The organism is Pseudomonas sp. BNK-44-b (assembly GCF_047456245.1).
Taxonomy (GTDB): domain Bacteria; phylum Pseudomonadota; class Gammaproteobacteria; order Pseudomonadales; family Pseudomonadaceae; genus Aquipseudomonas; species Aquipseudomonas machongensis.
The window spans coordinates 4,600,159-4,623,743 of record NZ_CP179908.1 but is presented as its reverse complement, the minus strand read 5'-3'; the positions used below and the strand labels follow the sequence as shown (position 1 = coordinate 4,623,743).

Genomic DNA, 23,585 nt, shown 5'->3' with positions numbered 1-23,585 from the left:
TCGAGTTCACTCCGGTCGGGCGAACTCGCAGACCGCAGCACCGGTTGCGCCGCACGCATAGGCAGCCAAGAGGCCGCGCATGAAATTTCCGAGATTCATGGTACTTGCTCCTAAATGAGAGGTTGTCCCATCGTCTATCAAGCAGGCATGATGTGCTCTTAGATTGTTTGTATACAATCCATTGAACAATACTACTGGCTGGCTCATTGATGGCCCTTGATTCAAATCAGCAAGGGCCTGGCCGGTTTCAGGCAGTCTCGCAATTGATAAAACCCTGCCAAGGAGATTCACGATGTTTGCGAAAGCTGTAGCGGTATCCCTGCTGACCCTCGCCAGCGCTTCTGTCTTTGCCGCCGACTGCAAGGTGACTGTCGACTCTACCGACCAGATGTCGTTCAACACCAAGGAGTTCACCGTCGACAAGAGCTGCAAGACCGTCGAGATCGAACTGACTCATGGTGGCAGCCTGCCGAAGAACGTCATGGGCCATAACCTGGTGATCAGCAAGACTGCCGACATGCAGGCCATTGCCACCGAGGGCATGACCCAGGGTCTGGACAAGGACTACATCAAGGCTGACAACGCTGCGATCATCGCCCACACCAAGATGATCGGCGCTGGCGAGAAAGACACCATCAAGCTGGACACCTCCAAGCTCGAAGCCGGTGGCGACTACAGCTTCTTCTGCACCTTCCCGGGCCACATCTCGATGATGAAGGGCAAGGTTGTCGTCAAGTAATGGCTGTTGTGTAGGGCCTTAAGGCCCAATTCGCGGGCAAGCCCGCTCCCACAAGTTGTTCACTGCCCTTGAGAACAGTGAACAACTTGTGGGAGCGCGCTTGCCCGCGAAGCTTTTCAAGGGGCGAACGGCAGTTCGCGCTTGTGCTGGGTCTTGCGGTAGGTGGCGACGATAATGTCGAAGGCTTCCTGGCGCACCGACTCACCGTGCAGGAAGGCGTCGATCTCCTTGTAGGTCACCCCGTGCGATGCCTCGTCCGGCTTGCCTGGTTCCAGGTCTTCCAGATCTGCAGTCGGCACCTTCTCCACCAGCGATTCCGGCGCACCGAAGCTGCGCGCGATCGCCCGCACCTGGTTCTTCACCAGCCCGCTCAGCGGCGCCAGGTCACAGGCACCATCACCGAACTTGGTAAAGAAGCCCATCACCGCCTCGGCGGCGTGGTCGGTGCCGATCACCAGGCCTGCGCGCGCGCCAGCGATGGTGTACTGGGCGACCATGCGGGTGCGCGCCTTGACGTTGCCGACGACGAAGTCGACCAGGGTCGGCGAACCGTTCTTCAGTTCCACCACTTCGGCGGCCAGGGCCCTGACAGCCGGGGCGATATCGACGGTGTGCACTTCGTCTGCCTTGATCACCTCCAGGCAGGCCTGAGCGTCGTGCTCGTCGTGCTGTACCTGGTAGGGCAGGCGTACGGCGATGAAGGTATAGGCCTGGTCGCCGGTCTCGGCGCGCAGTTCATTGACAGCGCGTTGGGCGAGCAGGGCAGCGGTCAGCGAATCGACGCCGCCGCTGATGCCTAGCACCAGGGTCTTGAGCCGGGCGTTGGCCAGGCAGTCCTTGATGAAGGCCACGCGCCGGGCCACTTCCTTCTCGAGCGCGGCGGCGTCGGCGAAGGGCGGCTGTACCTTGAGCGCCTGGGCAATCTCTTGCTGAACGGCTTGCATGGGTTACTCCTTGCTAGGGACTTTGAATACGTGACGCAGGTAGGCGACGAAGTTCTCGTCGCGGCATTGGGTCTTGGCGGCTTCGTCGGAAATCTTCGCCACTGGCGAGCCGTTGCAGTCGGTCATTTTAAGCACGATGCTCATCGGCGCCACACCCGGAATGTCACAGGTCAGGTTGGTGCCGATGCCGAAGCTGACATTGATGCGACCGCGCAGTGCGCGGAAGATCTGCAGGGTGCGCGGCAGGTCCAGGCCATCGGAGAACACCAGGGTCTTGGTCATCGGATCGATCCCCAGCTTGCGGTAGTGCGCGATGGCCTTTTCCGCCCAGGCCACCGGCTCGCCCGAATCGTGGCGCAGGCCGTCGAAGAGCTTGGCGAAGTACAGGTCGAAGTCGCCGAGGAATGCATCCATGGTGATGCAGTCGGTCAAGGCGATGCCGAGCAGCCCGCGGTACTCGCGCACCCAGCAGTCCAGTGCGGCGATCTGGCTGTCGATCAACCGTGGGCCGAGTTGCTGGTGGGCCATGATCCATTCGTGGGCCATGGTGCCAAGTGGCTTGATATCCAGTTTCCATGCCAGGTCGACGTTACTGGTGCCGACGAAGCGTGCCGGGAAGTCATCGCGCATCACCCGCACCACTTCTTCCTGCACGCGGCTCGAGAAGCGTCGGCGGGTGCCGAAGTCGGCGACCTGCAGGGCGCGCAGCTCCTCTTCGCTGGCATTGGCGCGCAACCAGTCGAACTTGCGATGGAGCTGGTCGCGCGCAGCGTTCAGGCGCATCTGCGGATGCAGGTGGCGGTTGCGCACTTCACTGATGATCGCCAGCAGCGGCACCTCGAACAGGATTACGTGCAGCCACGGGCCGCGCAGGCGCAGGAACAGCTGGTCGTGCTCGATGCCGATGCGCAGGTAGCGCAGGTTGAAGCGGAACAGGCCGAGAAAGCGCAGGAAGTCGGGCTTGAGGAAGCTGATACGCTCGAGGAAGGTCAGTTGGCCGTCGTCGAGGGTGAGGTCGGCCAGCCGTTCGATCTGCCGGCGGATTTCGCCCAGATAGGGGCGCAGGTCTTCGCCATTGCGGCAGCGGAATTCCCATTCCACGTCGGCGTCCGGGTAGTTGTGCAGGACGCCCTGCATCATGGTGAGCTTGTAGAAGTCGGTGTCGAGCAGGTTATGCACGATGCGCTCGGCGAATGCGCTCTCGCTCATTGAATGGCTCCAGGGCGGCGATTGGTGCCTATTGTGCCAGCTTCGAGAGGGGGGCAGGGATTTGTGGTGGCCCCTTTGCGGGGAAACGCCGCCTGACTGCGAAAGGCCATCATCGATAAACCACCATTCCCCGTCACAGCGTCTAGCCTTGAAACAGTGCCTGCCTGTAGCAGTCGCGCACCAGCGGTGTGCACTTCGGTGACGTCATGCTGTTACAGGATGGTTGCACGTAAACACTTGCGAGGGTTGCAATGATGGCACCTTGCGGTTGCTCCTTTGTTTTGCGTTCAGTGGCGCCTGCCCTGTGGCAGACGGTTGCACGCTCAATAAAGAAACGACCGCCGGAGGTCTGCAGTGGCCCAGCGGAGTGTGTTTTCCCGGAAGACAAAACCGATGGCACGGCCCTTGCTCAGAGCACAGGGTTGATGAAGTTGTAGTGCCAACTAAAAAAACTCTAGGAGCACCACCTCATGTCGCAGACGTTTTACAAGAAAGGTTTCCTGGCACTGGCCGTGGCTACGGCACTGGGTGTTTCTTCGTATGTACAGGCCGACGTAAAGATCGGCGTAGCGGGCCCGATGACCGGCGCCAACGCAGCGTTTGGCGAGCAATACATGAAGGGCGCCCAGGCGGCAGCCGATGTGGTCAACAAGGCCGGCGGCATCAACGGCGAGAAGATCGTCCTGGTCAAGGGCGATGACGCCTGCGAGCCGAAGCAGGCCGTGGCCGTTGCCAACCGCCTGGTCGATCAGGACAAGGTGATCGGCGTGGTCGGACACTTCTGCTCCTCCAACACCATTCCCGCCTCCGAGGTGTACGACGAAGCGGGCGTCATCGCGATCACCCCCGGGTCGACCAACCCGCAGGTCACCGAGCGTGGCCTGTCGGCCATGTTCCGCATGTGCGGACGTGACGACCAGCAGGGCATCGTTGCCGGCGACTACATCGTCGATGTGCTCAAGGGCAAGAAGGTCGCGGTCCTGCACGACAAGGACACCTATGGCCAGGGCCTGGCCGATGCGACCAAGGCGCAGCTCGAGAAGCGCGGCGTCAAGCCTGTGCTGTACGAAGGCCTGACCCGTGGCGAGAAGGACTTCAGCGCCGTGGTCACCAAGATCCGCTCCACCGGTGCCGACGTCGTCTACTTCGGCGGCCTGCACCCGGAAGCCGGTCCGCTGGTGCGCCAACTGCGCGAGCAGGGCCTGAAGGACGTCAAGTTCATGTCCGACGACGGTATCGTCACCGACGAACTGGTGGCCACCGCAGGCGGTGCGCAATACACCGACGGCGTGTACATGACCTTTGGTGCCGACCCGCGCCTGCTGCCGGACAGCAAGGCGGTGGTCGAGGAGTTCCGCAAGGCCGGCACCGAGCCTGAAGGCTACACCCTGTACGCCTACGCCTCGATCCAGGCGCTGGCCGCCGCGTTCAACGGCGCCAAGTCGAACAAGGGCGAAGACGCCGCCAAGTGGCTCAAGGCCAATCCGGTCAAGACCGTCATGGGCGAGAAGAAGTGGGACAGCAAGGGCGACCTGACCGTCTCCGACTACGTGGTCTACCAGTGGGATGCCAACGGCAAGTACCACCAGCTGGAAAAACAAAAATAACAACGGCTCGCGGCCCGGGCGCGTTGGCGCACCGGGCCCAGCCCCGCGGTATTTGTACTTTATCCGTAGATCTGCACAGTCCTGCGCGGCGAGGGACGCTCTGCCCTTGCCCTCGCCGTGGTCGGCGCTCGTGCAATCTCAACAGGTGAGATTGCGTTATGGATGGTATTTTCCTGCAGCAACTGATCAATGGGCTGACCCTCGGGTCTGTCTATGGTCTGATCGCCATCGGCTACACAATGGTCTATGGCATCATCGGCATGATCAACTTCGCGCACGGCGAGGTGTATATGATCTCCGCGTATCTCGCGGCGATCAGCCTGGCATTGCTGGCCTACTTCGGTATCGAATCCTTCCCGCTGCTGATGCTTGGCACGCTGTTGTTCACCATTGTCGTCACCGGTGTCTATGGCTTCACCATCGAGCGCATCGCCTACAAGCCACTGCGCAACTCCACCCGCCTGGCGCCGCTGATCAGCGCCATCGGTATCTCGCTGATCCTGCAGAACTACGCGCAACTCAGCCAGGGGGCGCGCCAGCAAGGCGTACCGACCCTGCTCGAAGGTGCCTGGCGCGTCGATATCGGCACCGGCTTCGTCCAGCTCACCTACACCAAGATCTTCATCCTGGTGGCCGCTTTCGTCGGCATGGGCCTGCTCACCTATGTCATCAAGTACACCAAGCTCGGGCGCATGTGCCGCGCCACCCAGCAGGACCGCAAGATGGCGTCGATCCTCGGGATCAACACCGACCGGGTGATCTCCTATGTGTTCGTCATCGGTGCAGTGATGGCTGCGCTGGCGGGTGTGCTGATCACCATGAACTACGGCACCTTCGACTTCTATGCGGGCTTCATCATCGGCATCAAGGCGTTCACTGCCGCGGTACTCGGGGGCATCGGCTCGCTACCGGGCGCCATGCTCGGCGGGATCATCCTGGGCATTTCCGAGTCGCTGTTCTCTGGGCTGGTCAACTCCGACTACAAGGACGTCTTCAGCTTCTCGCTGTTGGTGATAATCCTCATCTTCCGTCCACAAGGCCTGCTCGGTCGCCCGCTCGTGGCTAAGGTGTGATCATGTCCGTTGCCAATACTGCCTCCACTTCTTCAAGCAAAGGTTTCGACATCAAGCGCAGTCTGATCGAGACCCTCGTCGCCGGCTTGCTGGCGCTCATCGTTTTCGGACCTGTCGTCGGCGTGGTGCTCGACGGCTACAGCTTCAATGCAGAACCCCGGCGCGTGGCCTGGCTGGTCGGCGGGGTGATGATCGGTCGCTTCGTGCTCAGCCTGTTCCTGCAGACAACCACCGGCCAACGCCTGCTGCAAGGTTTCGACAGCGGCGGCTCAGGCGTGCACGTGCTGGCACCCGACTACAAGTCGCGCCTGCGCTACATCATCCCGGCGCTGATCGTCATCGCCATCGTCTTCCCGATCTTTGCCAACAAGTACTTGCTGACCGTGGTCATCCTCGGGCTGATCTATGTGCTGCTGGGCCTGGGCCTGAACATCGTGGTCGGCCTGGCCGGGTTGCTCGACCTGGGTTACGTGGCGTTCTACGCCATTGGCGCCTATGGCCTGGCGCTGGGCTACCAGTACCTGGGGCTGGGCTTCTGGAGCGTGCTACCGCTGGCGGCCATCGCTGCGGCACTGGCCGGATGCATACTGGGCTTCCCGGTGTTGCGCATGCATGGCGACTACCTGGCGATCGTGACCCTGGGCTTCGGTGAGATCATCCGCCTGGTGCTGAACAACTGGCTGTCGTTCACCGGTGGCCCGAACGGCATGCCGGCGCCGTCGCCGACCTTCTTCGGGCTGGAGTTCGGCCGTCGGGCGAAGGATGGCGGGGTGCCGTTCCACGAGTTCTTCGGTATCGAATACAACGCCAACTACAAGTTCCTGTTCATCTACATCGTGCTGTTCCTGGTGGTATTGGCGGTGCTCTACATCAAGCACCGGCTGACGCGCATGCCGGTCGGCCGCGCTTGGGAGGCGCTGCGCGAAGACGAGATCGCCTGCCGTTCGATGGGCCTGAACCACGTGCTGGTCAAGCTCTCGGCCTTCACCCTTGGCGCGTCTACTGCCGGTCTTGCCGGGGTGTTCTTCGCCACTTACCAAGGCTTCGTCAACCCGTCCTCGTTCACCTTCTTCGAATCGGCGTTGATCCTGGCCATCGTCGTGCTGGGTGGGATGGGCTCGACCGTGGGTGTGGTGATCGCCGCCTTCGTGCTGACCGTGGCGCCGGAGCTGCTGCGCAGCTTCTCCGAGTACCGCGTGCTGCTGTTCGGTGTGCTGATGGTGCTGATGATGATCTGGCGACCGCGAGGGCTGATTCGCATCAGCCGCACTGGCGTGGTCCCAAGTAAAGGAGTGGCGCCATGAGCGACGAAATCATTCTCTCGGTCGACAACCTGATGATGCAGTTCGGCGGCATCAAGGCGCTCAGCGACGTCAGCCTGAAGGTCAAGCGCAACCAGATCTTCGCCCTGATCGGCCCCAACGGCGCCGGCAAGACCACGGTGTTCAACTGCCTGACCGGCTTCTACAAGGCCAGCGGTGGGCGTATCGAGCTGAACGTGCGTGGCAGCCACACCAACGTCATCCAACTGCTGGGCGAACGCTTCGAGGCGACGGATTTCGTTTCGCCGGCACGCTTCGCCAATCGTCTGTACTACAAGATGTTCGGTGGTACCCATCTGGTGAACCGCGCGGGCCTTGCGCGCACCTTCCAGAACATTCGTCTGTTCAAGGAAATGTCGGTGGTGGAAAACCTGCTGGTGGCCCAGCACATGTGGGTCAACCGCAACCTGCTGGCCGGGGTGCTCAACACCAAGGGGTATCGCCAGGCCGAAAGCGACGCGCTGGATCACGCGTTCTACTGGTTGGAGGTAGTCGATCTGGTCGATTGCGCCAACCGCCTGGCTGGCGAGTTGTCGTACGGTCAGCAGCGTCGGCTGGAGATCGCCCGGGCCATGTGCACGCGGCCAAAGATCATCTGCCTGGACGAGCCGGCCGCCGGTCTCAACCCGCAGGAGACCGAGGCGCTGAGCCGCATGATCCGTGTGCTGCGCGACGAACACGACATCACCGTGGTGCTGATCGAGCACGACATGGGCATGGTCATGAGCATTTCCGATCACATCGTCGTGCTCGACCACGGCAATGTGATCGCCGAAGGCGCTCCGCAGGACATCCGCAACAACCCGACGGTAATCGCCGCCTACCTGGGTGCCGACGAAGAGGAACTGATATGAGTGCACCCATTCTCGAGCTCAAGGACCTGGATGTGTTCTACGGGCCGATCCAGGCGCTGAAGAAGGTCTCGATGCATATCGAGGAGGGCGAGACGGTCAGCCTGATCGGTGCCAACGGCGCGGGCAAGTCCACGCTGCTGATGTCGATCTTCGGCCAACCGCGCGCAGCTTCCGGGCAGATCCTCTACCGTGGCACCGACATTACCCGCAAGTCGTCGCACTACATCGCCTCCAACGGCATCGCCCAGTCACCGGAAGGGCGGCGGGTGTTCCCCGACATGACCGTCGAGGAGAACCTGATGATGGGCACCATCCCCATCGGCGACAAGCATGCCGACGAAGACATGCAGCGCATGTACGAGCTGTTCCCGCGACTCAAGGAGCGACGCAACCAGCGGGCCATGACCATGTCTGGCGGCGAGCAGCAGATGCTGGCCATCGCCCGCGCCTTGATGAGCCGGCCCAAGCTGCTGTTGCTGGACGAGCCGTCGCTGGGGTTGGCGCCGATCGTGGTCAAGCAGATCTTCTCGACCCTGCGCGAACTGGCCAAGACCGGCATGACCATTTTCCTGGTCGAGCAGAACGCCAACCATGCGCTGAAACTGTCGGACCGGGCCTATGTGATGGTCAACGGGCAGATCCGCATGACAGGGACCGGGCAGGAGTTGCTGGTCAACGAAGAGGTGCGTAGCGCCTATCTGGGCGGGCATTGAGGTGTGGCAGGGGCTGCTTTGCGGCCCCGGTCGCCAATGTGGACAACTTGTCGCACATCCCGCTTGAACCACCGTAGATTCCCTGCATAACCCCTTGTTTCCACAGGCACGATGTTTTCCACGATTAATGTGGAACCGCCTGTGGAAAACATGGTGGCATGTCGCTGGACCCCACGTATCCTAAGGCCTGCATGGCATTGGTCAATATTTGATCAGTCACGCTTTGTGCACTATTGCGTCGCGCTTTTGCCCATGAATCGCGGCTCGAAATCGCTGTTGCCTTTCTGTGGATAAGTCTGTGCGCAACCCTTGGACAGACTGCTGGACACGGCATGGTTGAAAGCGTTGCGCCATCACCTGAGCGTTCTAAATGAGTTTATCCAGGTCAAAGGGTTCCCTTTGACCGACGAGTTGCCCCCAATCCATGGGGAAAGCCTTGTGGATAAGATGCGTATAGCCTGCACCAGCCCTTGTGCTGCAAGGCTTTCGAAGTGTTGCCTGTTTTTTGACCAGTACCGAAAACGGCTTGCTGCCAGCGTGCGCCGCGGGCATGCTGCAAGGCCTGCGACGACCCCTACAGCGAAGGAGAACAGCATGACGTCCACCGTATTCATCACAGGTGCCACTTCCGGTTTCGGTGAAGCCACTGCCCGTCGTTTCGCCGACGCTGGCTGGAAGCTGGTGCTTACTGGTCGCCGCAAGGAGCGCCTGGATGCCCTGTGCGCCGAGCTGTCGGCCAAGACCGAGGTGCTCGGCCTGGTGGTCGATGTACGCGACCGCAAGGCGATGGAGGCGGCCATTGTCAGCCTGCCGCCGGCCTTCGACAAGCTGCAGGGCCTGGTCAACAACGCAGGGCTGGCCCTGGGCGCCGACCCTGCACCGCAGTGCGACCTGGACGACTGGGAAACCATGGTCGATACCAACATCAAGGGCCTGATGTACACCACCCGCCTGCTGTTGCCACGCCTGATCGCCCATGGCCGTGGCGCAAGCATCCTCAATGTGGGTTCGGTGGCGGGTAACTACCCCTATCCGGGCAGCCATGTGTATGGCGGCACAAAGGCCTTTGTCGGGCAGTTCTCCCTGAGCCTGCGCTGCGACCTGCGCGGCACCGGCGTACGGGTGACCAACATCGAGCCGGGCCTGTGCGAAAGCGAGTTCTCGCTGGTGCGCTTTGGTGGCGACCAGTCGCGCTACGACGCTACCTACGCGGGCGCCGAGCCGATCCAGCCGCAGGACATCGCTGACACTATCTTCTGGGTGCTCAACCAGCCGGCGCACATCAACATCAACAACCTTGAGCTGATGCCGGTAAGTCAGGACTGGGCTGGGTTCTCGATCGACCGTTCGGCCAAGGGCTGAGAACGGTTCCACGCCAGCCCTTGTAGGAGCGGGCTTGCCCGCGAAAGAGACACCGCGCTGCCTGGCACGGGCTACGCCCGTGTTCGCGGGACCAGCCCGCTCCCACAGGGATTGGGCTGGTCTTTAGATTTTGAGCAGGACAGTTGCCCCTACGTCAATCAGAGCAGGCGTTGCAGGCCTTCGAGGCAGGTGGCCAGGTGGTAGGGCGTGGTGGACGGCATGTCGTGTCGGCTGACTGCGCCCTGGCCGTCGCGGCATTCGTGCCAGCCGCCGGCATGCAGGAAGTTGTCTTCGAGGGCTTTGAGCTGGGTCATCAGCTTCGCCTCGTTGTCTGGCTTCAATGCCAGCGCCCGCAGATATTCGGCCTGGGCCCAGATCCGCTGGGTCGCATCGATCACCTTGCCTTCGACATCCAGCGAAGCGATCACCGCCGCGTCCTTCACGCCGCAGCGCTCGGCGTACCCGAATGCCCGGCTGATCGACGCATGCAGCGGTGTGCCGCGCAGCAGTGGCGAGGTGTCGAGCAGGTAGAACCATTCGAACTGATGCCCAGGCTCGAACCAGTTATCCACAGCACCGCGGGGTTTCTCCAGCATCACGCCGTGGGCCGGATCGATGAACTGCGCCTGCAGGGCTGTGCATAACTGCACCAGGGCCGCTTGCGCGGCATCGTCCTCGCGTACGGCCAGGGTCTGCAGGAAGGCTTCGGCCAGGTGCATCTGCGGGTTCTGCAGCGGGCCGCTGCCAAGATCGGACCAGTCTTCGCCGAGTACGGCTTCGTACAGGCCATCATCCCGGGCGAACTGTTCCTCGATGATTTCCAGGGCGGCGTTCAGCGCCGACTCGACCAGCCCTTCGCGGACCTTGCCCCAGTAGTGGGCGCAGGCGAAGACGATGAAGGCGTGGGTGTAGAGGTCCTTGCGTCGGTCCAGTGGCTTGCCGTCGGCATCGATGCTGTAGAACCAGCCGCCGTGCTCGGCATCGTGAAAATGCCGTTGCAGCGAGCGGAACAGGGCGGCGGCGCGCTCGGCGGCACCGGGTTGCTCGATGCGGCTGCTGAACAGGTACAGCTGGCGTGCGCAGGCCATGGCGCGGTATCGCTGCACCGGCAGGGGGTGGTGTTCGGCGTCGAGGGCTTCGAAGGGCAGGGCCATGTCGGCGTTCCAACCGGGACCTTGCCACAAGGGCACGATGCGCTTGGCGAAATGTTCGCGCACAGAAGCCAGGCAGGTACTCAGCTCGGACGGGGTAGGGCGGGGGTTGGACATGAAGGCGCTCGTCGCAATCGGGCAGGGCGCCATGGTAGCAGAACTGGGGAAGGGGTTGATTGTGGCGGCCGCTTCGCGGGCTTCAGCCCGGATTCCCCAACCCCTGCCAATGCCGCGCCCCGACGAAAATGAAGCGCAGTTGCTGGGTGATCTTGTCCTGTGCGGTCAGCGCCTGCGGGCAAGCCGGATCAGGGCTGTCGATCAGCTCTGGCAGGGTGGCGAACACGGTCTTGACCACCAGGTCGGCCATCACCCCGAGGGCGGCGCTGTCCAGATGCTGCCAGCGGGTCATGCGTGCAAGGTCGGTGGCCAGGTCAGAGCTGATATCCCGGCGCAGTCGGGCGATGGCCTGGCGCACGGGCTGCGAGCCGCCGTACTGTTCACGGGCGAGGAACAGGAACTGGGCGCGGTGTGCCGCTACCACATCGAGGAAGATACGTACCGAGGCGTCGGTGATGCCACCGAGTTCGAATTCGTTGTGGCGCACCAGGCGAATGGTCTGGCGGAAGGTGGCATCGACCTCGGCGACCAGCGCCAGGCCCAGGGCATCCATATCGGGGAAATGCCGGTAGAAACCGGTGGGGACGATGCCGGCCGCCTTGGCCACTTCGCGCAGACTGATGCTGCCGAAGCCCCGGCCACTCTCCATGAGCTGGCAGGCGGCGTCGAGCAAGGCCTGGCGGGTCTGTTGCTTCTGTTCGGCACGCGGCAGCATGGGGCTCTGGATTCTGTGACTGTACGGCTTGGCACTCTAGATAAAAAAACGAAGCCCGGTCAATGGACCGGGCTTTGGAGGGGAGCAAGCGCTGTATGTCGAGTTGTCGTTATCAGCCATGGGCATCAGCTCACGCGGCGGATTTCGACCAGACGATCAGAGCCACCTTCGGCTACGCGGTTGTTGCGTTCGATCAGACGATCCGAGCCACCTTCGGCAACGCGGTTGTTGCGTTCGATCAGGCGATCCGAGCCACCTTCGGCAACGCGGTTGTTGCGTTCGATCAGACGATCCGAGCCACCTTCGGCGACGCGGTTGTTGCGTTCGATCAGACGGTCCGAGCCACCTTCGGCGACGCGGTTGTTACGTTCGATCAGACGGTCCGAGCCACCTTCGGCAACGCGGTTGTTGCGTTCGATCAGACGGTCCGAGCCACCTTCGGCAACGCGGTTGTTGCGTTCGATCAGACGATCAGAACCACCTTCGGCAACCGTCTTCAGGGGCTGGGAAATCACTGCCGAGCTGGAACGGGCTTCGGCACTCAGGTGTTGGTCGGCAGCCGGCAAGGCGAAGGCGTTGGCGGCGAGGATGGAAAGACTCAGACTCAGCAGCAGTTGGCGTTTCATGATTCGGTGCTCCTCGTGGGACGCTGGAAAGTGGGTACGAGGGCAATGCTACGCTTGGTAACTCAAGAAAAAAGTTCATATGGCTAATGGTAACAATCGACGCAAATGATGGTTGGTCGGGAAGGCTCTGGATCAGTGATTTCGGGGTGGTTGGTGGCTACGTGCTACCGCGTTTTACCGGTAACATCCAGGTCGATTCCACCCACAAAGCTGAGAAATGGGTCAGAAAAAACTTCGCTATCATTGCCGTCGTCGATAAAACCCCTCGGGCTTTCATCAGTCCGAAGTAATGAATGCCTTTGCCGCACCGCTTCAAGTCTTGCAGTCAGGAGAGCCCCGCAATGACGCGCCCCGCCAGAATCTTCACCTGGATCCTCGCCAGCCTCGCGGCCTTGCTGGTGATACTGGTGGTGGTGATTGCCACCTTCGACTGGAACCGTATCAAGCCGCTGCTCAACGAGAAGGTCTCCGAAGCGCTGCACCGCCCGTTCGCCATCAATGGCAACCTCGCCGTGCACTGGCAGCGCGAGCCCGATGAGGGCGGCTGGCGCGCCTGGGTGCCTTGGCCGCGCTTCGTGGCCGAAGACCTGACCCTGGGCAATCCCGACTGGCTCAAGGAGCCGCAGATGGTCGGCCTGGAACGTGTCGAGTTTCGCCTGTCGCCGCTGCCGCTGTTGTTCCAGCAGATCTCGATCCCCCGAATCGACCTTACTCATCCCACCGCCAGCCTCACGCGCCTGGCTGACGGCCGCGCTAACTGGACTTTCGATTTCGGGCCCAAGGACGAGAACGCCGAACCTTCCAGGTGGGTGCTCGATATCGGGGCGATCGGATTCGACCAGGGTAATGTGCGCTTCGACGACCAGACCCTGAAAACCGACATGAAGGTGCAGATCGACCCGCTGGGCAAGCCGATCCCGTTCAGCGAGATCGTCGGCAAGGCCAGCGCGGAAAAAGCCGGTGGCGCGCAGGATTACGCGTTCGGGCTCAAGGCCGAAGGCCGCTACAAGGGCCAGCCAGTGTCCGCGACCGGCAAGATCGGCGGCTTGCTGGCGCTGCAGGACGCCAGGCAGCCATTCCCGCTGCAGGTCGATGCGCGCGTAGGCGACACCCGCGCAGCCGTCGCCGGCACCCTGACCGACCCACGCAATCTCGGCGCTCTGGACCTGCGCTTGAAGCTTTCCGGCAGCAGCCTGGGCAACCTCTACCCGCTGACCGGTGTGACCCTGCCCGATACCCCGGCGTATTCCACCGACGGCCACCTCAGCGCCAACCTGCATGATCCGCAGGGCGCGCGTTTCCGCTACGAAGGCTTCAACGGCAAGATCGGTGACAGCGACATCCATGGCGACCTGGCCTTCGTCGCCAGCCAGCCACGCCCCAAGCTCTCCGGCAACCTGGTCTCCAATCAGTTGCTGTTCAAGGACCTGGCGCCACTGATCGGCGCCGATTCCAATGCCGAGCAAAAAGCCCGTGGTGGCGCCAGCAAGCAGCCGACCGGCAAGGTGCTGCCGGTAGAGGAGTTCCGCACCGACCGCTGGCGGGCGATGGATGCCGACGTGACGTTCGCTGGCAAGCGCATCGTGCATAGCGAGCAGTTGCCGTTCAAGGATCTGTCTGCCCATGTGGTGCTCGAGGACGGTCTGCTGCGTATGGTCCCGCTGCGCTTTGGCGTGGCCGGCGGCAACCTCGATGCCAATATTCGCCTCGATGGCCGCTCGGTGCCGATGCAGGGCCGGGCCCGCCTGACTGCCCGCGGCTTCAAGCTCAAGGAGCTGTTCCCGACCTTTGCCCCGATGCAGACCAGCTTCGGCGAGCTGAACGGCGACGCCGACCTGAGCGGTCGCGGCAACTCTGTGGCGGCGTTGCTGGGCACCTCCAACGGCGACCTGCGCCTGCTGATCAATGATGGTGCGATCAGCCGCAGCCTGATGGAGATCGCCGGGCTCAACGTCGGCAACTACGTGGTCGACAAGCTGTTTGGCGACGAGGATGTGAAGATCAACTGCGCGGCGGCCGACGTCGGTATCAAGGATGGCCTGGCGACCACGCGGCTGTTCGTGTTCGACACCGAGAACGCGATCATCTACATCGATGGCACGGCGAATTTCGCCAGCGAGCAACTGGACCTGAAGGTCACTCCGGAATCCAAGGGGCTGCGCCTGTTCTCGCTGCGCTCACCGCTGTATGTGCGTGGGCCGTTCGCCAAGCCCAGTGCTGGCGTGCAAGCGGTGCCGCTGGCCTTGCGTGGCGCAGGGATGGTAGCGCTGGGTGTGGCGATCGGGCCGGCCGCCGGGTTGCTGGCGCTGATCGCTCCGAGTGGTGATGTGCCCAACCAGTGCACGCCGCTGCTGGAGCGGATGAAGGCCGGCAAGGCGCCTGCGGCGGTGAAGCCGAAGAAGTAGAGGGAGCGGCACGGCGGTTCGGCGCCCCGACTGGTCCCGCGGTAGGGCCGGCCCAGCCAAATAATCGGCTACAGCCCGAGCGCCGTCAGGAAGGCATCGATCTGCCGCTCGAACGCCGGCCGCTCATACTCCACCAACGCCATGCGCCACAGCCCCTTGAGGTAGGTGGCGATGATCGCTGCATTCAATTGCGGGTCCAGGCTCGCCGGCAACTCCCCACGCTCGCGGTCCTCGGCCAGGCGCAAGGCGAACATCGCTTTCAAGTCCGCCAGCGCCTGCTCGGCGCGTAACCTCAGCTCGTCGTCGACCAGCACTTCCTCGGTCTCCATCGCCGCCAGCAGGCACAGGCGCGAGGGCGTTTGTGGGTTGTCGAGGCTGTCGAGCACATCGGCGAAGAATGCACGGATGCCCAGGGCCGCAGTCGGTGCGGCCAACAGGGCCTGTTCGCGCTTGCCGACCACCTCTTCGTTGTAGCGCTCGACGCAGGCCAGGTAGAGCTGCTTCTTGCTCTTGAGGGTGTTGTAGAACGAGCCCTCGCCGATGCCCATGACCTTGAGCAGATCGCGCAGGCCGGTGGCGGCGTAGCCGTTTTTCCAGAACAAGTCCGTGGCGCTGGCCAGGGCTTGCTGATAGTCGAATGAGATTTTTCGTGTCATGGGCGGCACTCTATCGCATTTGTAGCAGTCGTTAAAGTTTTTCGTTGACAGTGTTCGGAGGCGCGACTTAGTGTTTGTAGTGACCGCTACAGGTTCGTTTTCATCCGGAGTTGAACATGTCCACGCTTTCCACCCTTGAGCCATTCAAGGTCGATATCCCGCAGGCTGCAATCGACGACCTGCACCAGCGCCTGCGCGCCATCCGCTGGCCCGACCCGGAACTGGTCGCCGACTGGTCCCAGGGCGTGCCCCTGGAGGCTGCCAAGGGCTTGATCGACCATTGGCTCAACCACTACGACTGGCGCCAGTTCGAGGCTCGCATCAACCGCTTCGAGCAGTTCCACACACAGATCGACGGCGTCGCTGTTCACTTCATCCATGCGCGCTCGCCGCATCCCCAGGCGATGCCGATCCTGCTCACCCATGGCTGGCCGGGTTCGGTGGTGGAGTTTCTCGACGTCATCGAGCGCCTTACCGACCCGACCCGCTTCGGCGGCCGTGCCGAAGACGCCTTTCACGTCGTGGTGCCGTCGATTCCCGGCTATGGCTTCTCGGAAAAGCCCACCGAGCGGGGCTGGAATCCACAGCGAATTGCCCGCGCCTGGGCCGTGCTGATGACCGAGAGGCTTGGGTACCCGCGCTGGGTCGCCCAGGGTGGTGATTGGGGTTCGGCGATCACCCACGCACTGGCCAGTCAGCAGCCGGCGGGCTTGCTCGCCGCCCATGTGAACCTGTTGCTGGTGGTGCCCGAGCACGCACCGCAGCATCCCACCGAGGCCGAGCTGCGGGCGCTGAGTGACGTGGATCATTATCTGGACCAGATGTCCGGCTATGCCGACCAGATGAACACCCGGCCGCAGACCATCGGCTATGCACTGAACGACTCGCCGCTGGCGCTGGCCATGTGGATGTACGAGAAATTCTGGGAGTGGACCGATAACAAGGGGCGCCCGGAAGATGCCCTGAGCCGCGACCAGATGCTCGACGACATCTCGCTGTACTGGTTCACCGGCACCGGTACGTCCAGCGCCCGCTTGTACTGGGAGGGTGTGGGCAGCACCATTCGCGACCGCAGTTTCTTCTCGGCGGTGCGTGCGTCTTCAGAGCGCATCCAGTTGCCGATGGGGGCCACGGTGTTTCCCGCCGAGACCTTCCAGCCGCCGCGCAAGTGGGCCGAGCAAGCCTACGCTGAACTGTTCTACTGGAATGAAGCCGAGCACGGCGGGCACTTCGCGGCGTTCGAGCAGCCGCAGATCTTTGCCCGGGAGATGTGGCGGGCCTTTGCGCGGTTCCGCTGAGAGGGGTGAGCGGGCTTGTCGCGGTGCCGGGCACCGCGACGGCCTCTTCGCGGGCAAGCCCGCTCCTACAGCCCTTGCAGCAGGTCCGACATATCGTCCGCGTGCTCTTCTTCCTGGGCCAGGATGTCTTCGAAGATGCGACGGGTGGTCGGGTCCTTGTCACCGATGTACTGGATGATCTCGCGGTAGCTGTCGATGGCGATACGCTCGGCAACCAGGTCTTCGAGCACCATCTCCTTGAGATTGCTGCCGGCCACGTACTGCGCGTGGGAGTTCTTGCTCAGGTTGTCCGGGTTGAAGTCCGGCTCGCCGCCCAGCTGGACGATACGCTCGGCCAGCTTGTCGGCGTGTTCGGACTCCTGGTTCGCGTGCTCGAGGAACTCCTCGGCAGCGACGCTGGCCTTGATACCACTGGCCATGAAGTAGTGGCGCTTGTAGCGCAGGGTGCAGACCAGCTCGGTGGCCAGCGACTCGTTGAGCAGGCGGATGATGGTCTCGCGGTCGGCGTTGTAGCCTTCGGTGACGGCGCCTTGCTCTACATGCTGGCGTGCGCGCTGGCGCAAAGTGTCGATATCGGTCAGTTCAACGTTGCTCATGATTCTCTCCATACAGATCAGGGGGTAAGTGGGCGGGAGGGCTTACTGGCCGGGTAAGCCCTTGCGGTCCTCTTCTCGCTGTTTGCAGGTCTTGAATCCCTTGGCGTCGACATGCCCGCTGGCGTCGAAGCGCACGTAGTAGGGCTGTTGCTTGCCATCCTTGTAGAGGATGTAGTCGTTGCAGATCCCGCCGTTGGGCAGGTCGCTCATGTTCGATGGGCTGCCGCCGATGGCGATGACCTTTTGCGTGGTCATGCCGTGCTCGACCTGCTTGACCAGCGGCTCGTCGCGGTAGGTGACGTAGTCCGCCGGGTTTTCCGGACGGCTGCCGCAGGCCGCGAGGGTCGTGCTTGCGACAAGAATGGCCAGGATCGCTTTGTTCATGGTTCCGCTCCTTGCAGAAAGGTCCGTTGCGGGTGGCTGTCAAGGTTGGAACCGCACGGCGCGTCAAGAGTTCGATTCATCAGGCGAAGCGGCGACTACCCTGAGAAGGGCAGGGTTCAGGGAGAGGAACGGCAGATGACAAACGAACTGGCCACACGCTACCCACTGGTGCTGGTACCGGGCATGCTCGGCTTCGTGCGCTTGCTGCTCTACCCCTACTGGTTTGGCATCGTGCCGGCGTTGCGCCGGGGTGGGGCACAGGTGTTCGCGGTGCAGGTCTCGCCGCTGCACTCCAGCGAGGTGCGTGGCGAGCAGTTACTGGTGATCATCGAAGACATCTGCCAGCGCACCGGGGCAGACAAGGTCAACCTCATCGGCCACAGCCAGGGCGCTTTGAGCGCGCGTTATGCCGCAGCGCGCAGGCCTGGGCGAGTGGCGTCGGTCACCTCTGTTGCCGGTCCCAACCACGGCTCGGAACTGGCTGATCATCTTGAACGCAGCGCCCCCGGCGATTCGCCACGGGGGCGCCTGCTCAAGGCTGCACTGCATGGCCTGGCGCTGCTGCTGGTGTGGCTGGAAACCGGCTGGCGCCGTGATCCGTTGCCGATCGATGTGCACGCCTCGCACCAGTCGCTCACCTGTTCGGGCGTGGCGCTGTTCAACCAGGCTTATCCACAGGGCTTGCCGCAGCACTGGGGAGGCGAGGGTGCTGCCGAGGTCGACGGCGTGCGCTACTACTCCTGGTCCGGCATCCTGCAGCCTGGGCGCACCGACAAGGGTTGGAATCGCTTCGATGGCAGCAACCGCTTCTGCCGGCTGTTCGCCCGCAGTTTCATTCGGGAAAAAGGCCAATGCGATGGCATGGTCGGGCGTTACAGCTCGCACCTGGGCCAGGTGATCGGCGATGATTACCCGCTCGATCACCTGGACATCGTCAACCAGCAGTTCGGTGCCGTGGGCAAGGGCGCCGACCCGGTGCGCCTGTTCACCGAGCACGCTGCCCGGCTCAAGGCTGCCGGGCTGTAAGCGCGCGGCGCACGGGAGTGGTCCAGCGTTCGGCGAGGATGACCCCGGCCAGTGTCAGCAGGCCGCCATACAAGTGATAGCTGGCCAACTGTTCGTTCAGGACGCCAGCAGCGATCACGGCAGTCACCACCGGCAACAGGTTGAAGAACAGGGTCGTGCGGGTCGGCCCGAGCCTGTGCACGGCCTGCATCCAGAACTGCGGCGCGATCATCGACGCCAGCACACAGGCATACAGCACCAGGCCGATGTTGTTCGCGGTCAGCCCGGTCTTCTCCGACAGCAGGTACATCGGCAGCAGTACCAGGATCGCCATCCAGATCTGCAGATACAGCAGTTGCATCTGTGGCAGGCGCAATTGCCATTTCTTCAACAGCACGCTGTACAGGGCATACGCGAAGGTGGCGACCAGCATCAGCAGGTCACCGCCATTGAGCCCTTGGTGCAGCAGCGCGCCGGGATTGCCGGCGGACACCACCTCCAGCACGCCGAAGAACGACACCAGGGCGCCGAGGGAGGCGCCGTAGGTCAGGCGCTGGCCGAGCCAGGCGATCGACAGGGCCAGCGACATCAGTGGCATCAGCGAAAGGATGATGCCCATGTTGGTGGCGCTGGTGATGCCGGCCGCGAAGTACGCCATGCTCTGGTACATGACCATGCCCAGTACCCCCAGGACGAACAGCTTGCCCAAGAGCGGGCGGATCGCTGTGCGATTGCGCCACACCTGCGGCAGCAGGAAGGGGGTGAACAGCAGGCCTGCGAGCAGCCAGCGGTAGAAGCCGATCTCGGCGGGAAAGATCGCCCCGGCGGACATCTTGGTGACGACGGTGTTGCCGGCCCAGATAAGAATCGCCAGGACGGGGAAGCTGTAGTTCATGAGGCTTTGACTCGTGGGAATTGCTGTTTCGGTGTGACGCTTCTGGGGGGCGGTTCGGCGCTCCGACTTGCCCGCGAAAAGAACACCGCAGATGCCCGCCATTATCCTCTGTCTGTCCACAAGGCTATACTCCCATCCAGACAACTCGCCCCGTGAAGCAGACAGCATGTCCGCCAAATACCTCGACCATCCTCGTTTCCCCGAACTCCCGGCGCCGGTGTACTTTCGCTACGACGAGTTCGGCGCCGACACGGTCAGCGCCCCGCACTTTCATCCGTGGGGCCAGCTCAACTATGCCGCTCACGGCGTCATGCACCTGGATGTCGACGGCCAGCGTTTCATCTCGCCGCCAAACCACGCGGTCTGGGTTCCTCCTGATCATGAGCACGGTTGCTACAACCCGCAGGCCGTCGTCTTCCGCTCGGTCTACCTCGACCGCAGCCTATGCGTCGATCTGCCGGCCCAGCCTTGCAGCCTGGCGATAAGCGACATCCTCAAGGCGATCCTCGGCGACTTTGCCCGTCGCGACCTCAAGATCGCCCAGGACGAACGGGACCAGCGCCTGGTCCAGGTGCTGCTCGACCAACTTCGGCTGGCACCCGCGCAAACCTGCTACCTGCCTTTCGCCCGCAGCGACGGCCTGCGTCAGGTGCTCGAGGCCCTGCACGCCGAGCCCGGCGATAACCGACCGCTCGGTGACTGGGCCGCGCAGGTGCATGTCAGCGAGCGTACCCTGGCCCGCCAGTTCATCCGCGAGCTGGGCATGAGCTTTGGCGAGTGGCGCTTGCGCCTGCGCTTTCTGCGCGCCATCGAAGCGCTGGAAAGCGGCGCGCCGATCCAGAGCATCGCCTTCGACCTGGGCTACAGCAGTGCCTCGGCGTTCATCGCCATGTTCCAGCGCCAGGCTCGGTGCACGCCTGAGCAATACCGGCGCCGCGTGCGATCAGGGATATAGGAATTGTTGTCTACACTCAGCTCGACGACCGTGCATCCTGCGCGGGACAAGGAGACCACTCCATGAAGATGCTGCACGTGTCATTGCTGGTACTGGGGATGTCGATCGCCGGGCAAGGATTCGCCGCTACGCCGCAACAGGAAAAGATGAAGACCTGTAACGCCGACGCCACCACCCAGGCCCTCAAGGGCGACGAGCGCAAGGCGTTCATGAGCAACTGCCTCAAAAAAGCCGAGCCTGCCAAGCCGACCACGCCGCAGGAGCGCATGAAGGCCTGTAACGCCGACCCGAAGGCCACGGCGCTCAAGGGCGACGAGCGCAAGGCCTTCATGAGCGAATGCCTGAAGAAGAAGTGACCTGCGCCTATGCCTTGCGCCTGAAGGCTGGCAGACTGCGGGTCTTTCCGCTGTCTGCCGCCGAGGCTGTATGACTTTCACTCCCCGCCAGATCACCCTGGCCAGCTGCATCATCGTCGTTGCCGGCCTGCTCCTTGCGTTGCCCCTCAAGCTGCTGCCGAGCCTGCTCGCGGGCCTGCTGGTGTTCGAGCTGGTGAACATGCTCACCCCACGCTTGCAGCCACTGATCGCCGGACAACGGGCGCGCTGGCTGGCGGTGGCGCTGCTCGGCACCCTGGTGGTGAGCACGCTGACGCTGTTGATCGCCGGCGCTTTCAGCTTCCTGCTGCACGAAGCCGAAAACCCCGGCGCTTCGCTGGACAAGTTCATGGGCCTGGTGGAGCGCGCCCGGGGGCAGTTGCCGCCGTTCATCGAGGGTTACCTGCCGGCCAGCGCGGCAGAGTTCAAGGTGGCCATCGGCGACTGGATCCGCAGCCACCTGAGCGACCTGCAACTGGTGGGCAAGGGCATGGCACACATGTTCGTGACCCTGCTGATCGGCATGATCCTCGGCGCCATCATCGCCTTGCAACGGCTGCCCGACCTGTCCCGACGCAAGCCGCTGGCCGCCGCGCTGTTCGAGCGTCTGAGCCTGCTGGTGCAGGCGTTTCGCAATATCGTCTTTGCGCAGATCAAGATCTCGCTGCTCAACACCGCGTTCACCGGCATCTTCCTCGCCGTGGTGCTGCCGCTGTTCGACGTGCACCTGCCGCTGACCAAGACCCTGATCGTACTGACCTTCCTGCTCGGGCTGCTGCCAGTGATCGGCAACCTGATGTCCAACACCCTGATCACCATCGTCGGGCTGTCGTTGTCGATCTGGGTTGCGGCGGCGGCGCTGGGCTACCTGATCGTCATCCACAAGGTCGAGTATTTCCTCAACGCGCGGATCGTCGGTGGGCAGATCCGTGCCAAGTCGTGGGAGCTGTTGCTGGCGATGCTGGTGTTCGAAGCGGCGTTCGGCTTGCCGGGGGTGGTGGCGGGGCCGATCTACTATGCCTACCTGAAGAGTGAGCTGAGGCGGATGGAGCTGGTCTGAGGGGTTGCTTGAACGTGTACCGGCCTCTTCGCGGGTAAACCCGCTCCCACAGGATTAGCTATGCCTTGAAGGCAGCCGTGGACCTGTGGGAGCGGGTTTACCCGCGAAGAGGCCAGTACAGGCAAAGGCTCAGATTGTCCCGTACCGCTTGCGCGCCTCAATGGCCAGACCGCTGCCAATGCTGCCAAAGACATTGCCTTCCACATGCCGCGCATTGGGCAGCATCGCCGCAACGCTGTTGCGCAGCGCCGGAATGCCGCTTGAGCCCCCGGTGAAGAACACCGTATCCACCTGCGCTTCACTGACCCCGGCCTTGGCCAGCAGTTCGCTGACACTGCCACGGACCCGCTGCAACAGGCCGTCGATGGCGTCCTCGAACAGGCCGCGGGTCAGGTCCGCAGCCAGGCCCGGCTCGACCCGGCCCAGGTCGATGCGCCGGCTGACCTGGTCGGTCAGCTCGATCTTGCTGGCCTCCACTTCCATCGCCAGCCAGTGTCCGGCGCGCTGTTCGATCAGGTTGAACAGGCGGTCGATGCCCAGCGCATCCTCGATGTCGTAGCGCATGCTGCCCAGGGCCAGTTGCGACTTCTGCGAGTACAGGGCGTTGATGGTGTGCCAGGTCGCCAGGTTCAGGTGGTAGCTGGTCGGCATCAGCGCGCCGCTCTTCATGCGGCTGCCATAGCCGAACAGCGGCATCACGCCTTGCAGGCTCAGTTGCTTGTCGAAGTCGGTACCGCCGATGTGCACGCCGCCGGTGGCGAGGATGTCATCCTGGCGCTCATCGACCAGGTGCCGTTCGGGCGACAGGCGGATCAGGGTAAAGTCCGAAGTACCACCGCCGATATCGACGATGAGCACCAGCTCTTCGCGGCTGATGCCCGACTCGTAGTCGAAGGCTGCGGCGATCGGTTCGTACTGGAACGACACGTCCTTGAAGCCGATCTTGCGTGCCACCTCGGCGAGGGTATCCTCGGCCTCCTGGTCGGCCGCCGGGTCCTCGTCGACGAAGAACACCGGGCGGCCCAGCACGACCTGGTCGAAGCTGCGCCCGGCATTGGCCTCGGCGCGCTTCTTCAGTTCGCCGATGAACATGCCCAGCAGGTCCTTGAATGGCAGCGCGCTGCCGAGCACGCTGGTGTCATGCTTGATCAGCTTGGAGCCCAGCAGGCTCTTGAGCGAGCGCATCAGGCGGCCTTCGTAGCCTTCCAGGTACTCGTGCAGGGCCAGACGGCCATACACCGGGCGCCGCTCCTCGATGTTGAAGAACACCACCGACGGCAGGGTGATCTTGCCCTCTTCCAGGGCGATCAGCGATTCGACGCCAGGGCGGTGCCAACCCACCGTGGAGTTGGAGGTGCCGAAGTCGATGCCAAGGGCGCGAGCCGGGGATAGGTCAGACATGGGGAGGGGCTTCCGGAGGCCAAACGGCCGCGCAGTTTATGCCAGTGGCCGACAGAATCAAGACCGATCGTCTGCCATATGACAAACCCAAGCGAACCTTGAAAGGCTATGCTTGACCCCAATC

Annotated in this window: 23 protein-coding genes; 13 read left to right on the top strand and 10 right to left on the bottom strand. The window is 62.9% G+C overall.

The window, feature by feature from the left end:
* Window positions 1-292: 292 nt before the first annotated feature.
* Window positions 293-739 (top strand): azurin, encoded by a 447-nt coding sequence (azu, locus tag ACMGGG_RS21060; RefSeq protein WP_054894543.1) that lies wholly within the window; start codon window positions 293-295, stop codon window positions 737-739.
* A gap of 116 nt (window positions 740-855) precedes the next feature.
* On the opposite strand, the gene nadE is transcribed toward azu, so the two are convergent.
* On the bottom strand, window positions 856-1,683 hold the full coding sequence (gene nadE / locus ACMGGG_RS21055; RefSeq protein WP_063546378.1) for an ammonia-dependent NAD(+) synthetase: 828 nt from the start codon (window positions 1,681-1,683) through the stop codon (window positions 856-858).
* Between the two features lie 3 nt (window positions 1,684-1,686).
* A complete protein-coding gene (pncB, locus tag ACMGGG_RS21050) occupies window positions 1,687-2,892 on the bottom strand; it encodes a nicotinate phosphoribosyltransferase (protein ID WP_063546375.1) in 1,206 nt (401 codons plus the stop codon).
* 470 nt (window positions 2,893-3,362) lie between these two features.
* Here pncB and ACMGGG_RS21045 point away from each other — a divergent pair, with 470 nt between their 5' ends.
* From ACMGGG_RS21045 to ACMGGG_RS21020, 6 genes are all read left to right on the top strand, one after another.
* Window positions 3,363-4,499 carry a branched-chain amino acid ABC transporter substrate-binding protein gene (locus ACMGGG_RS21045; RefSeq protein ID WP_054894546.1) on the top strand — a complete coding sequence of 379 codons (1,137 nt, stop codon included), beginning with the start codon at window positions 3,363-3,365 and terminating at the stop codon, window positions 4,497-4,499.
* A 158-nt stretch (window positions 4,500-4,657) separates the two neighbouring features.
* Window positions 4,658-5,572 carry an ABC transporter permease subunit gene (locus tag ACMGGG_RS21040; protein ID WP_054894547.1) on the top strand — a complete coding sequence of 305 codons (915 nt, stop codon included), beginning with the start codon at window positions 4,658-4,660 and terminating at the stop codon, window positions 5,570-5,572.
* A 2-nt stretch (window positions 5,573-5,574) separates the two neighbouring features.
* Window positions 5,575-6,876 (top strand): high-affinity branched-chain amino acid ABC transporter permease LivM, encoded by a 1,302-nt coding sequence (gene livM / locus ACMGGG_RS21035; protein WP_414154371.1) that lies wholly within the window; start codon window positions 5,575-5,577, stop codon window positions 6,874-6,876.
* Window positions 6,873-7,748: an ATP-binding cassette domain-containing protein gene (locus ACMGGG_RS21030; protein WP_063546373.1), complete on the top strand. Its 876-nt coding sequence runs from the start codon at window positions 6,873-6,875 to the stop codon at window positions 7,746-7,748. Before livM ends, ACMGGG_RS21030 begins: the two co-directional genes overlap by 4 nt.
* Window positions 7,745-8,461 carry an ABC transporter ATP-binding protein gene (locus ACMGGG_RS21025; RefSeq protein ID WP_054894550.1) on the top strand — a complete coding sequence of 239 codons (717 nt, stop codon included), beginning with the start codon at window positions 7,745-7,747 and terminating at the stop codon, window positions 8,459-8,461. Before ACMGGG_RS21030 ends, ACMGGG_RS21025 begins: the two co-directional genes overlap by 4 nt.
* A 594-nt stretch (window positions 8,462-9,055) precedes the next feature.
* Window positions 9,056-9,823, top strand: coding sequence for an SDR family oxidoreductase (locus ACMGGG_RS21020; protein WP_414154370.1), 768 nt, complete (start codon window positions 9,056-9,058; stop codon window positions 9,821-9,823).
* 158 nt (window positions 9,824-9,981) lie between these two features.
* Here ACMGGG_RS21020 and ACMGGG_RS21015 read toward each other — a convergent pair whose 3' ends face one another.
* The 3 genes from ACMGGG_RS21015 to ACMGGG_RS21005 form a co-directional block, all read right to left on the bottom strand.
* Window positions 9,982-11,091: an AGE family epimerase/isomerase gene (locus ACMGGG_RS21015; protein ID WP_414154369.1), complete on the bottom strand. Its 1,110-nt coding sequence runs from the start codon at window positions 11,089-11,091 to the stop codon at window positions 9,982-9,984.
* Window positions 11,092-11,173: 82 nt separating this feature from the next.
* On the bottom strand, window positions 11,174-11,806 hold the full coding sequence (locus ACMGGG_RS21010; protein WP_054894553.1) for a TetR family transcriptional regulator: 633 nt from the start codon (window positions 11,804-11,806) through the stop codon (window positions 11,174-11,176).
* Between the two features lie 125 nt (window positions 11,807-11,931).
* Window positions 11,932-12,432 (bottom strand): phage infection protein, encoded by a 501-nt coding sequence (locus ACMGGG_RS21005; protein ID WP_112899292.1) that lies wholly within the window; start codon window positions 12,430-12,432, stop codon window positions 11,932-11,934.
* A 341-nt stretch (window positions 12,433-12,773) separates the two neighbouring features.
* Between ACMGGG_RS21005 and ACMGGG_RS21000 the strand changes: the two genes are divergently transcribed.
* Complete coding sequence (locus ACMGGG_RS21000) at window positions 12,774-14,837, top strand: AsmA family protein (RefSeq protein ID WP_414154368.1); 2,064 nt, start codon at window positions 12,774-12,776, stop codon at window positions 14,835-14,837.
* Between the two features lie 68 nt (window positions 14,838-14,905).
* Here ACMGGG_RS21000 and ACMGGG_RS20995 read toward each other — a convergent pair whose 3' ends face one another.
* Complete coding sequence (locus ACMGGG_RS20995) at window positions 14,906-15,493, bottom strand: TetR/AcrR family transcriptional regulator (RefSeq protein ID WP_063546361.1); 588 nt, start codon at window positions 15,491-15,493, stop codon at window positions 14,906-14,908.
* Between the two features lie 116 nt (window positions 15,494-15,609).
* Between ACMGGG_RS20995 and ACMGGG_RS20990 the strand changes: the two genes are divergently transcribed.
* Window positions 15,610-16,791 (top strand): epoxide hydrolase family protein, encoded by a 1,182-nt coding sequence (locus tag ACMGGG_RS20990; RefSeq protein ID WP_414154367.1) that lies wholly within the window; start codon window positions 15,610-15,612, stop codon window positions 16,789-16,791.
* 65 nt (window positions 16,792-16,856) lie between these two features.
* On the opposite strand, the gene ACMGGG_RS20985 is transcribed toward ACMGGG_RS20990, so the two are convergent.
* Complete coding sequence (locus tag ACMGGG_RS20985) at window positions 16,857-17,387, bottom strand: ferritin-like domain-containing protein (RefSeq protein WP_054894559.1); 531 nt, start codon at window positions 17,385-17,387, stop codon at window positions 16,857-16,859.
* Window positions 17,388-17,429: 42 nt separating this feature from the next.
* A complete protein-coding gene (gene osmE / locus ACMGGG_RS20980) occupies window positions 17,430-17,771 on the bottom strand; it encodes an osmotically-inducible lipoprotein OsmE (RefSeq protein WP_414154366.1) in 342 nt (113 codons plus the stop codon).
* A 135-nt stretch (window positions 17,772-17,906) separates the two neighbouring features.
* On the opposite strand from osmE, the gene ACMGGG_RS20975 reads away from it, so the two are divergent.
* Window positions 17,907-18,797 (top strand): esterase/lipase family protein, encoded by an 891-nt coding sequence (locus tag ACMGGG_RS20975; protein ID WP_151926074.1) that lies wholly within the window; start codon window positions 17,907-17,909, stop codon window positions 18,795-18,797.
* Here ACMGGG_RS20975 and ACMGGG_RS20970 read toward each other — a convergent pair.
* Window positions 18,778-19,671, bottom strand: coding sequence for a DMT family transporter (locus ACMGGG_RS20970; protein ID WP_065861632.1), 894 nt, complete (start codon window positions 19,669-19,671; stop codon window positions 18,778-18,780). The two genes, ACMGGG_RS20975 and ACMGGG_RS20970, sit on opposite strands and share 20 nt — an antisense overlap.
* Before the next feature lie 166 nt (window positions 19,672-19,837).
* Here ACMGGG_RS20970 and ACMGGG_RS20965 point away from each other — a divergent pair, with 166 nt between their 5' ends.
* The 3 genes from ACMGGG_RS20965 (at window position 19,838) to ACMGGG_RS20955 (ending at window position 22,060) form a co-directional block, all read left to right on the top strand.
* Complete coding sequence (locus ACMGGG_RS20965) at window positions 19,838-20,626, top strand: AraC family transcriptional regulator (protein ID WP_414154365.1); 789 nt, start codon at window positions 19,838-19,840, stop codon at window positions 20,624-20,626.
* A 62-nt stretch (window positions 20,627-20,688) separates the two neighbouring features.
* A complete protein-coding gene (locus tag ACMGGG_RS20960; RefSeq protein WP_054894563.1) occupies window positions 20,689-20,982 on the top strand; it encodes a PsiF family protein in 294 nt (97 codons plus the stop codon).
* Between the two features lie 70 nt (window positions 20,983-21,052).
* Window positions 21,053-22,060: an AI-2E family transporter gene (locus ACMGGG_RS20955; RefSeq protein ID WP_054894564.1), complete on the top strand. Its 1,008-nt coding sequence runs from the start codon at window positions 21,053-21,055 to the stop codon at window positions 22,058-22,060.
* Between the two features lie 129 nt (window positions 22,061-22,189).
* On the opposite strand, the gene ACMGGG_RS20950 is transcribed toward ACMGGG_RS20955, so the two are convergent.
* Window positions 22,190-23,461, bottom strand: a complete 1,272-nt coding sequence (locus ACMGGG_RS20950; protein WP_414154364.1) for an Hsp70 family protein — start codon at window positions 23,459-23,461, stop codon at window positions 22,190-22,192.
* Between the last annotated feature and the right edge of the window lie 124 nt (window positions 23,462-23,585).

What these genes read in the sequence shown, in the direction of transcription:
- azu (WP_054894543.1), top strand. Translation starts at nt 293, where the DNA reads ATGTTTGCGAAAGCTGTAGCGGTATCCCTGCTGACCCTCGCCAGCGCT.
- nadE (WP_063546378.1), bottom strand. Translation starts at nt 1,683, where the DNA reads ATGCAAGCCGTTCAGCAAGAGATTGCCCAGGCGCTCAAGGTACAGCCG.
- pncB (WP_063546375.1), bottom strand. Translation starts at nt 2,892, where the DNA reads ATGAGCGAGAGCGCATTCGCCGAGCGCATCGTGCATAACCTGCTCGAC.
- ACMGGG_RS21045 (WP_054894546.1), top strand. Translation starts at nt 3,363, where the DNA reads ATGTCGCAGACGTTTTACAAGAAAGGTTTCCTGGCACTGGCCGTGGCT.
- ACMGGG_RS21040 (WP_054894547.1), top strand. Translation starts at nt 4,658, where the DNA reads ATGGATGGTATTTTCCTGCAGCAACTGATCAATGGGCTGACCCTCGGG.
- livM (WP_414154371.1), top strand. Translation starts at nt 5,575, where the DNA reads ATGTCCGTTGCCAATACTGCCTCCACTTCTTCAAGCAAAGGTTTCGAC.
- ACMGGG_RS21030 (WP_063546373.1), top strand. Translation starts at nt 6,873, where the DNA reads ATGAGCGACGAAATCATTCTCTCGGTCGACAACCTGATGATGCAGTTC.
- ACMGGG_RS21025 (WP_054894550.1), top strand. Translation starts at nt 7,745, where the DNA reads ATGAGTGCACCCATTCTCGAGCTCAAGGACCTGGATGTGTTCTACGGG.
- ACMGGG_RS21020 (WP_414154370.1), top strand. Translation starts at nt 9,056, where the DNA reads ATGACGTCCACCGTATTCATCACAGGTGCCACTTCCGGTTTCGGTGAA.
- ACMGGG_RS21015 (WP_414154369.1), bottom strand. Translation starts at nt 11,091, where the DNA reads ATGTCCAACCCCCGCCCTACCCCGTCCGAGCTGAGTACCTGCCTGGCT.
- ACMGGG_RS21010 (WP_054894553.1), bottom strand. Translation starts at nt 11,806, where the DNA reads ATGCTGCCGCGTGCCGAACAGAAGCAACAGACCCGCCAGGCCTTGCTC.
- ACMGGG_RS21005 (WP_112899292.1), bottom strand. Translation starts at nt 12,432, where the DNA reads ATGAAACGCCAACTGCTGCTGAGTCTGAGTCTTTCCATCCTCGCCGCC.
- ACMGGG_RS21000 (WP_414154368.1), top strand. Translation starts at nt 12,774, where the DNA reads ATGACGCGCCCCGCCAGAATCTTCACCTGGATCCTCGCCAGCCTCGCG.
- ACMGGG_RS20995 (WP_063546361.1), bottom strand. Translation starts at nt 15,493, where the DNA reads ATGACACGAAAAATCTCATTCGACTATCAGCAAGCCCTGGCCAGCGCC.
- ACMGGG_RS20990 (WP_414154367.1), top strand. Translation starts at nt 15,610, where the DNA reads ATGTCCACGCTTTCCACCCTTGAGCCATTCAAGGTCGATATCCCGCAG.
- ACMGGG_RS20985 (WP_054894559.1), bottom strand. Translation starts at nt 17,387, where the DNA reads ATGAGCAACGTTGAACTGACCGATATCGACACTTTGCGCCAGCGCGCA.
- osmE (WP_414154366.1), bottom strand. Translation starts at nt 17,771, where the DNA reads ATGAACAAAGCGATCCTGGCCATTCTTGTCGCAAGCACGACCCTCGCG.
- ACMGGG_RS20975 (WP_151926074.1), top strand. Translation starts at nt 17,907, where the DNA reads ATGACAAACGAACTGGCCACACGCTACCCACTGGTGCTGGTACCGGGC.
- ACMGGG_RS20970 (WP_065861632.1), bottom strand. Translation starts at nt 19,671, where the DNA reads ATGAACTACAGCTTCCCCGTCCTGGCGATTCTTATCTGGGCCGGCAAC.
- ACMGGG_RS20965 (WP_414154365.1), top strand. Translation starts at nt 19,838, where the DNA reads ATGTCCGCCAAATACCTCGACCATCCTCGTTTCCCCGAACTCCCGGCG.
- ACMGGG_RS20960 (WP_054894563.1), top strand. Translation starts at nt 20,689, where the DNA reads ATGAAGATGCTGCACGTGTCATTGCTGGTACTGGGGATGTCGATCGCC.
- ACMGGG_RS20955 (WP_054894564.1), top strand. Translation starts at nt 21,053, where the DNA reads ATGACTTTCACTCCCCGCCAGATCACCCTGGCCAGCTGCATCATCGTC.
- ACMGGG_RS20950 (WP_414154364.1), bottom strand. Translation starts at nt 23,461, where the DNA reads ATGTCTGACCTATCCCCGGCTCGCGCCCTTGGCATCGACTTCGGCACC.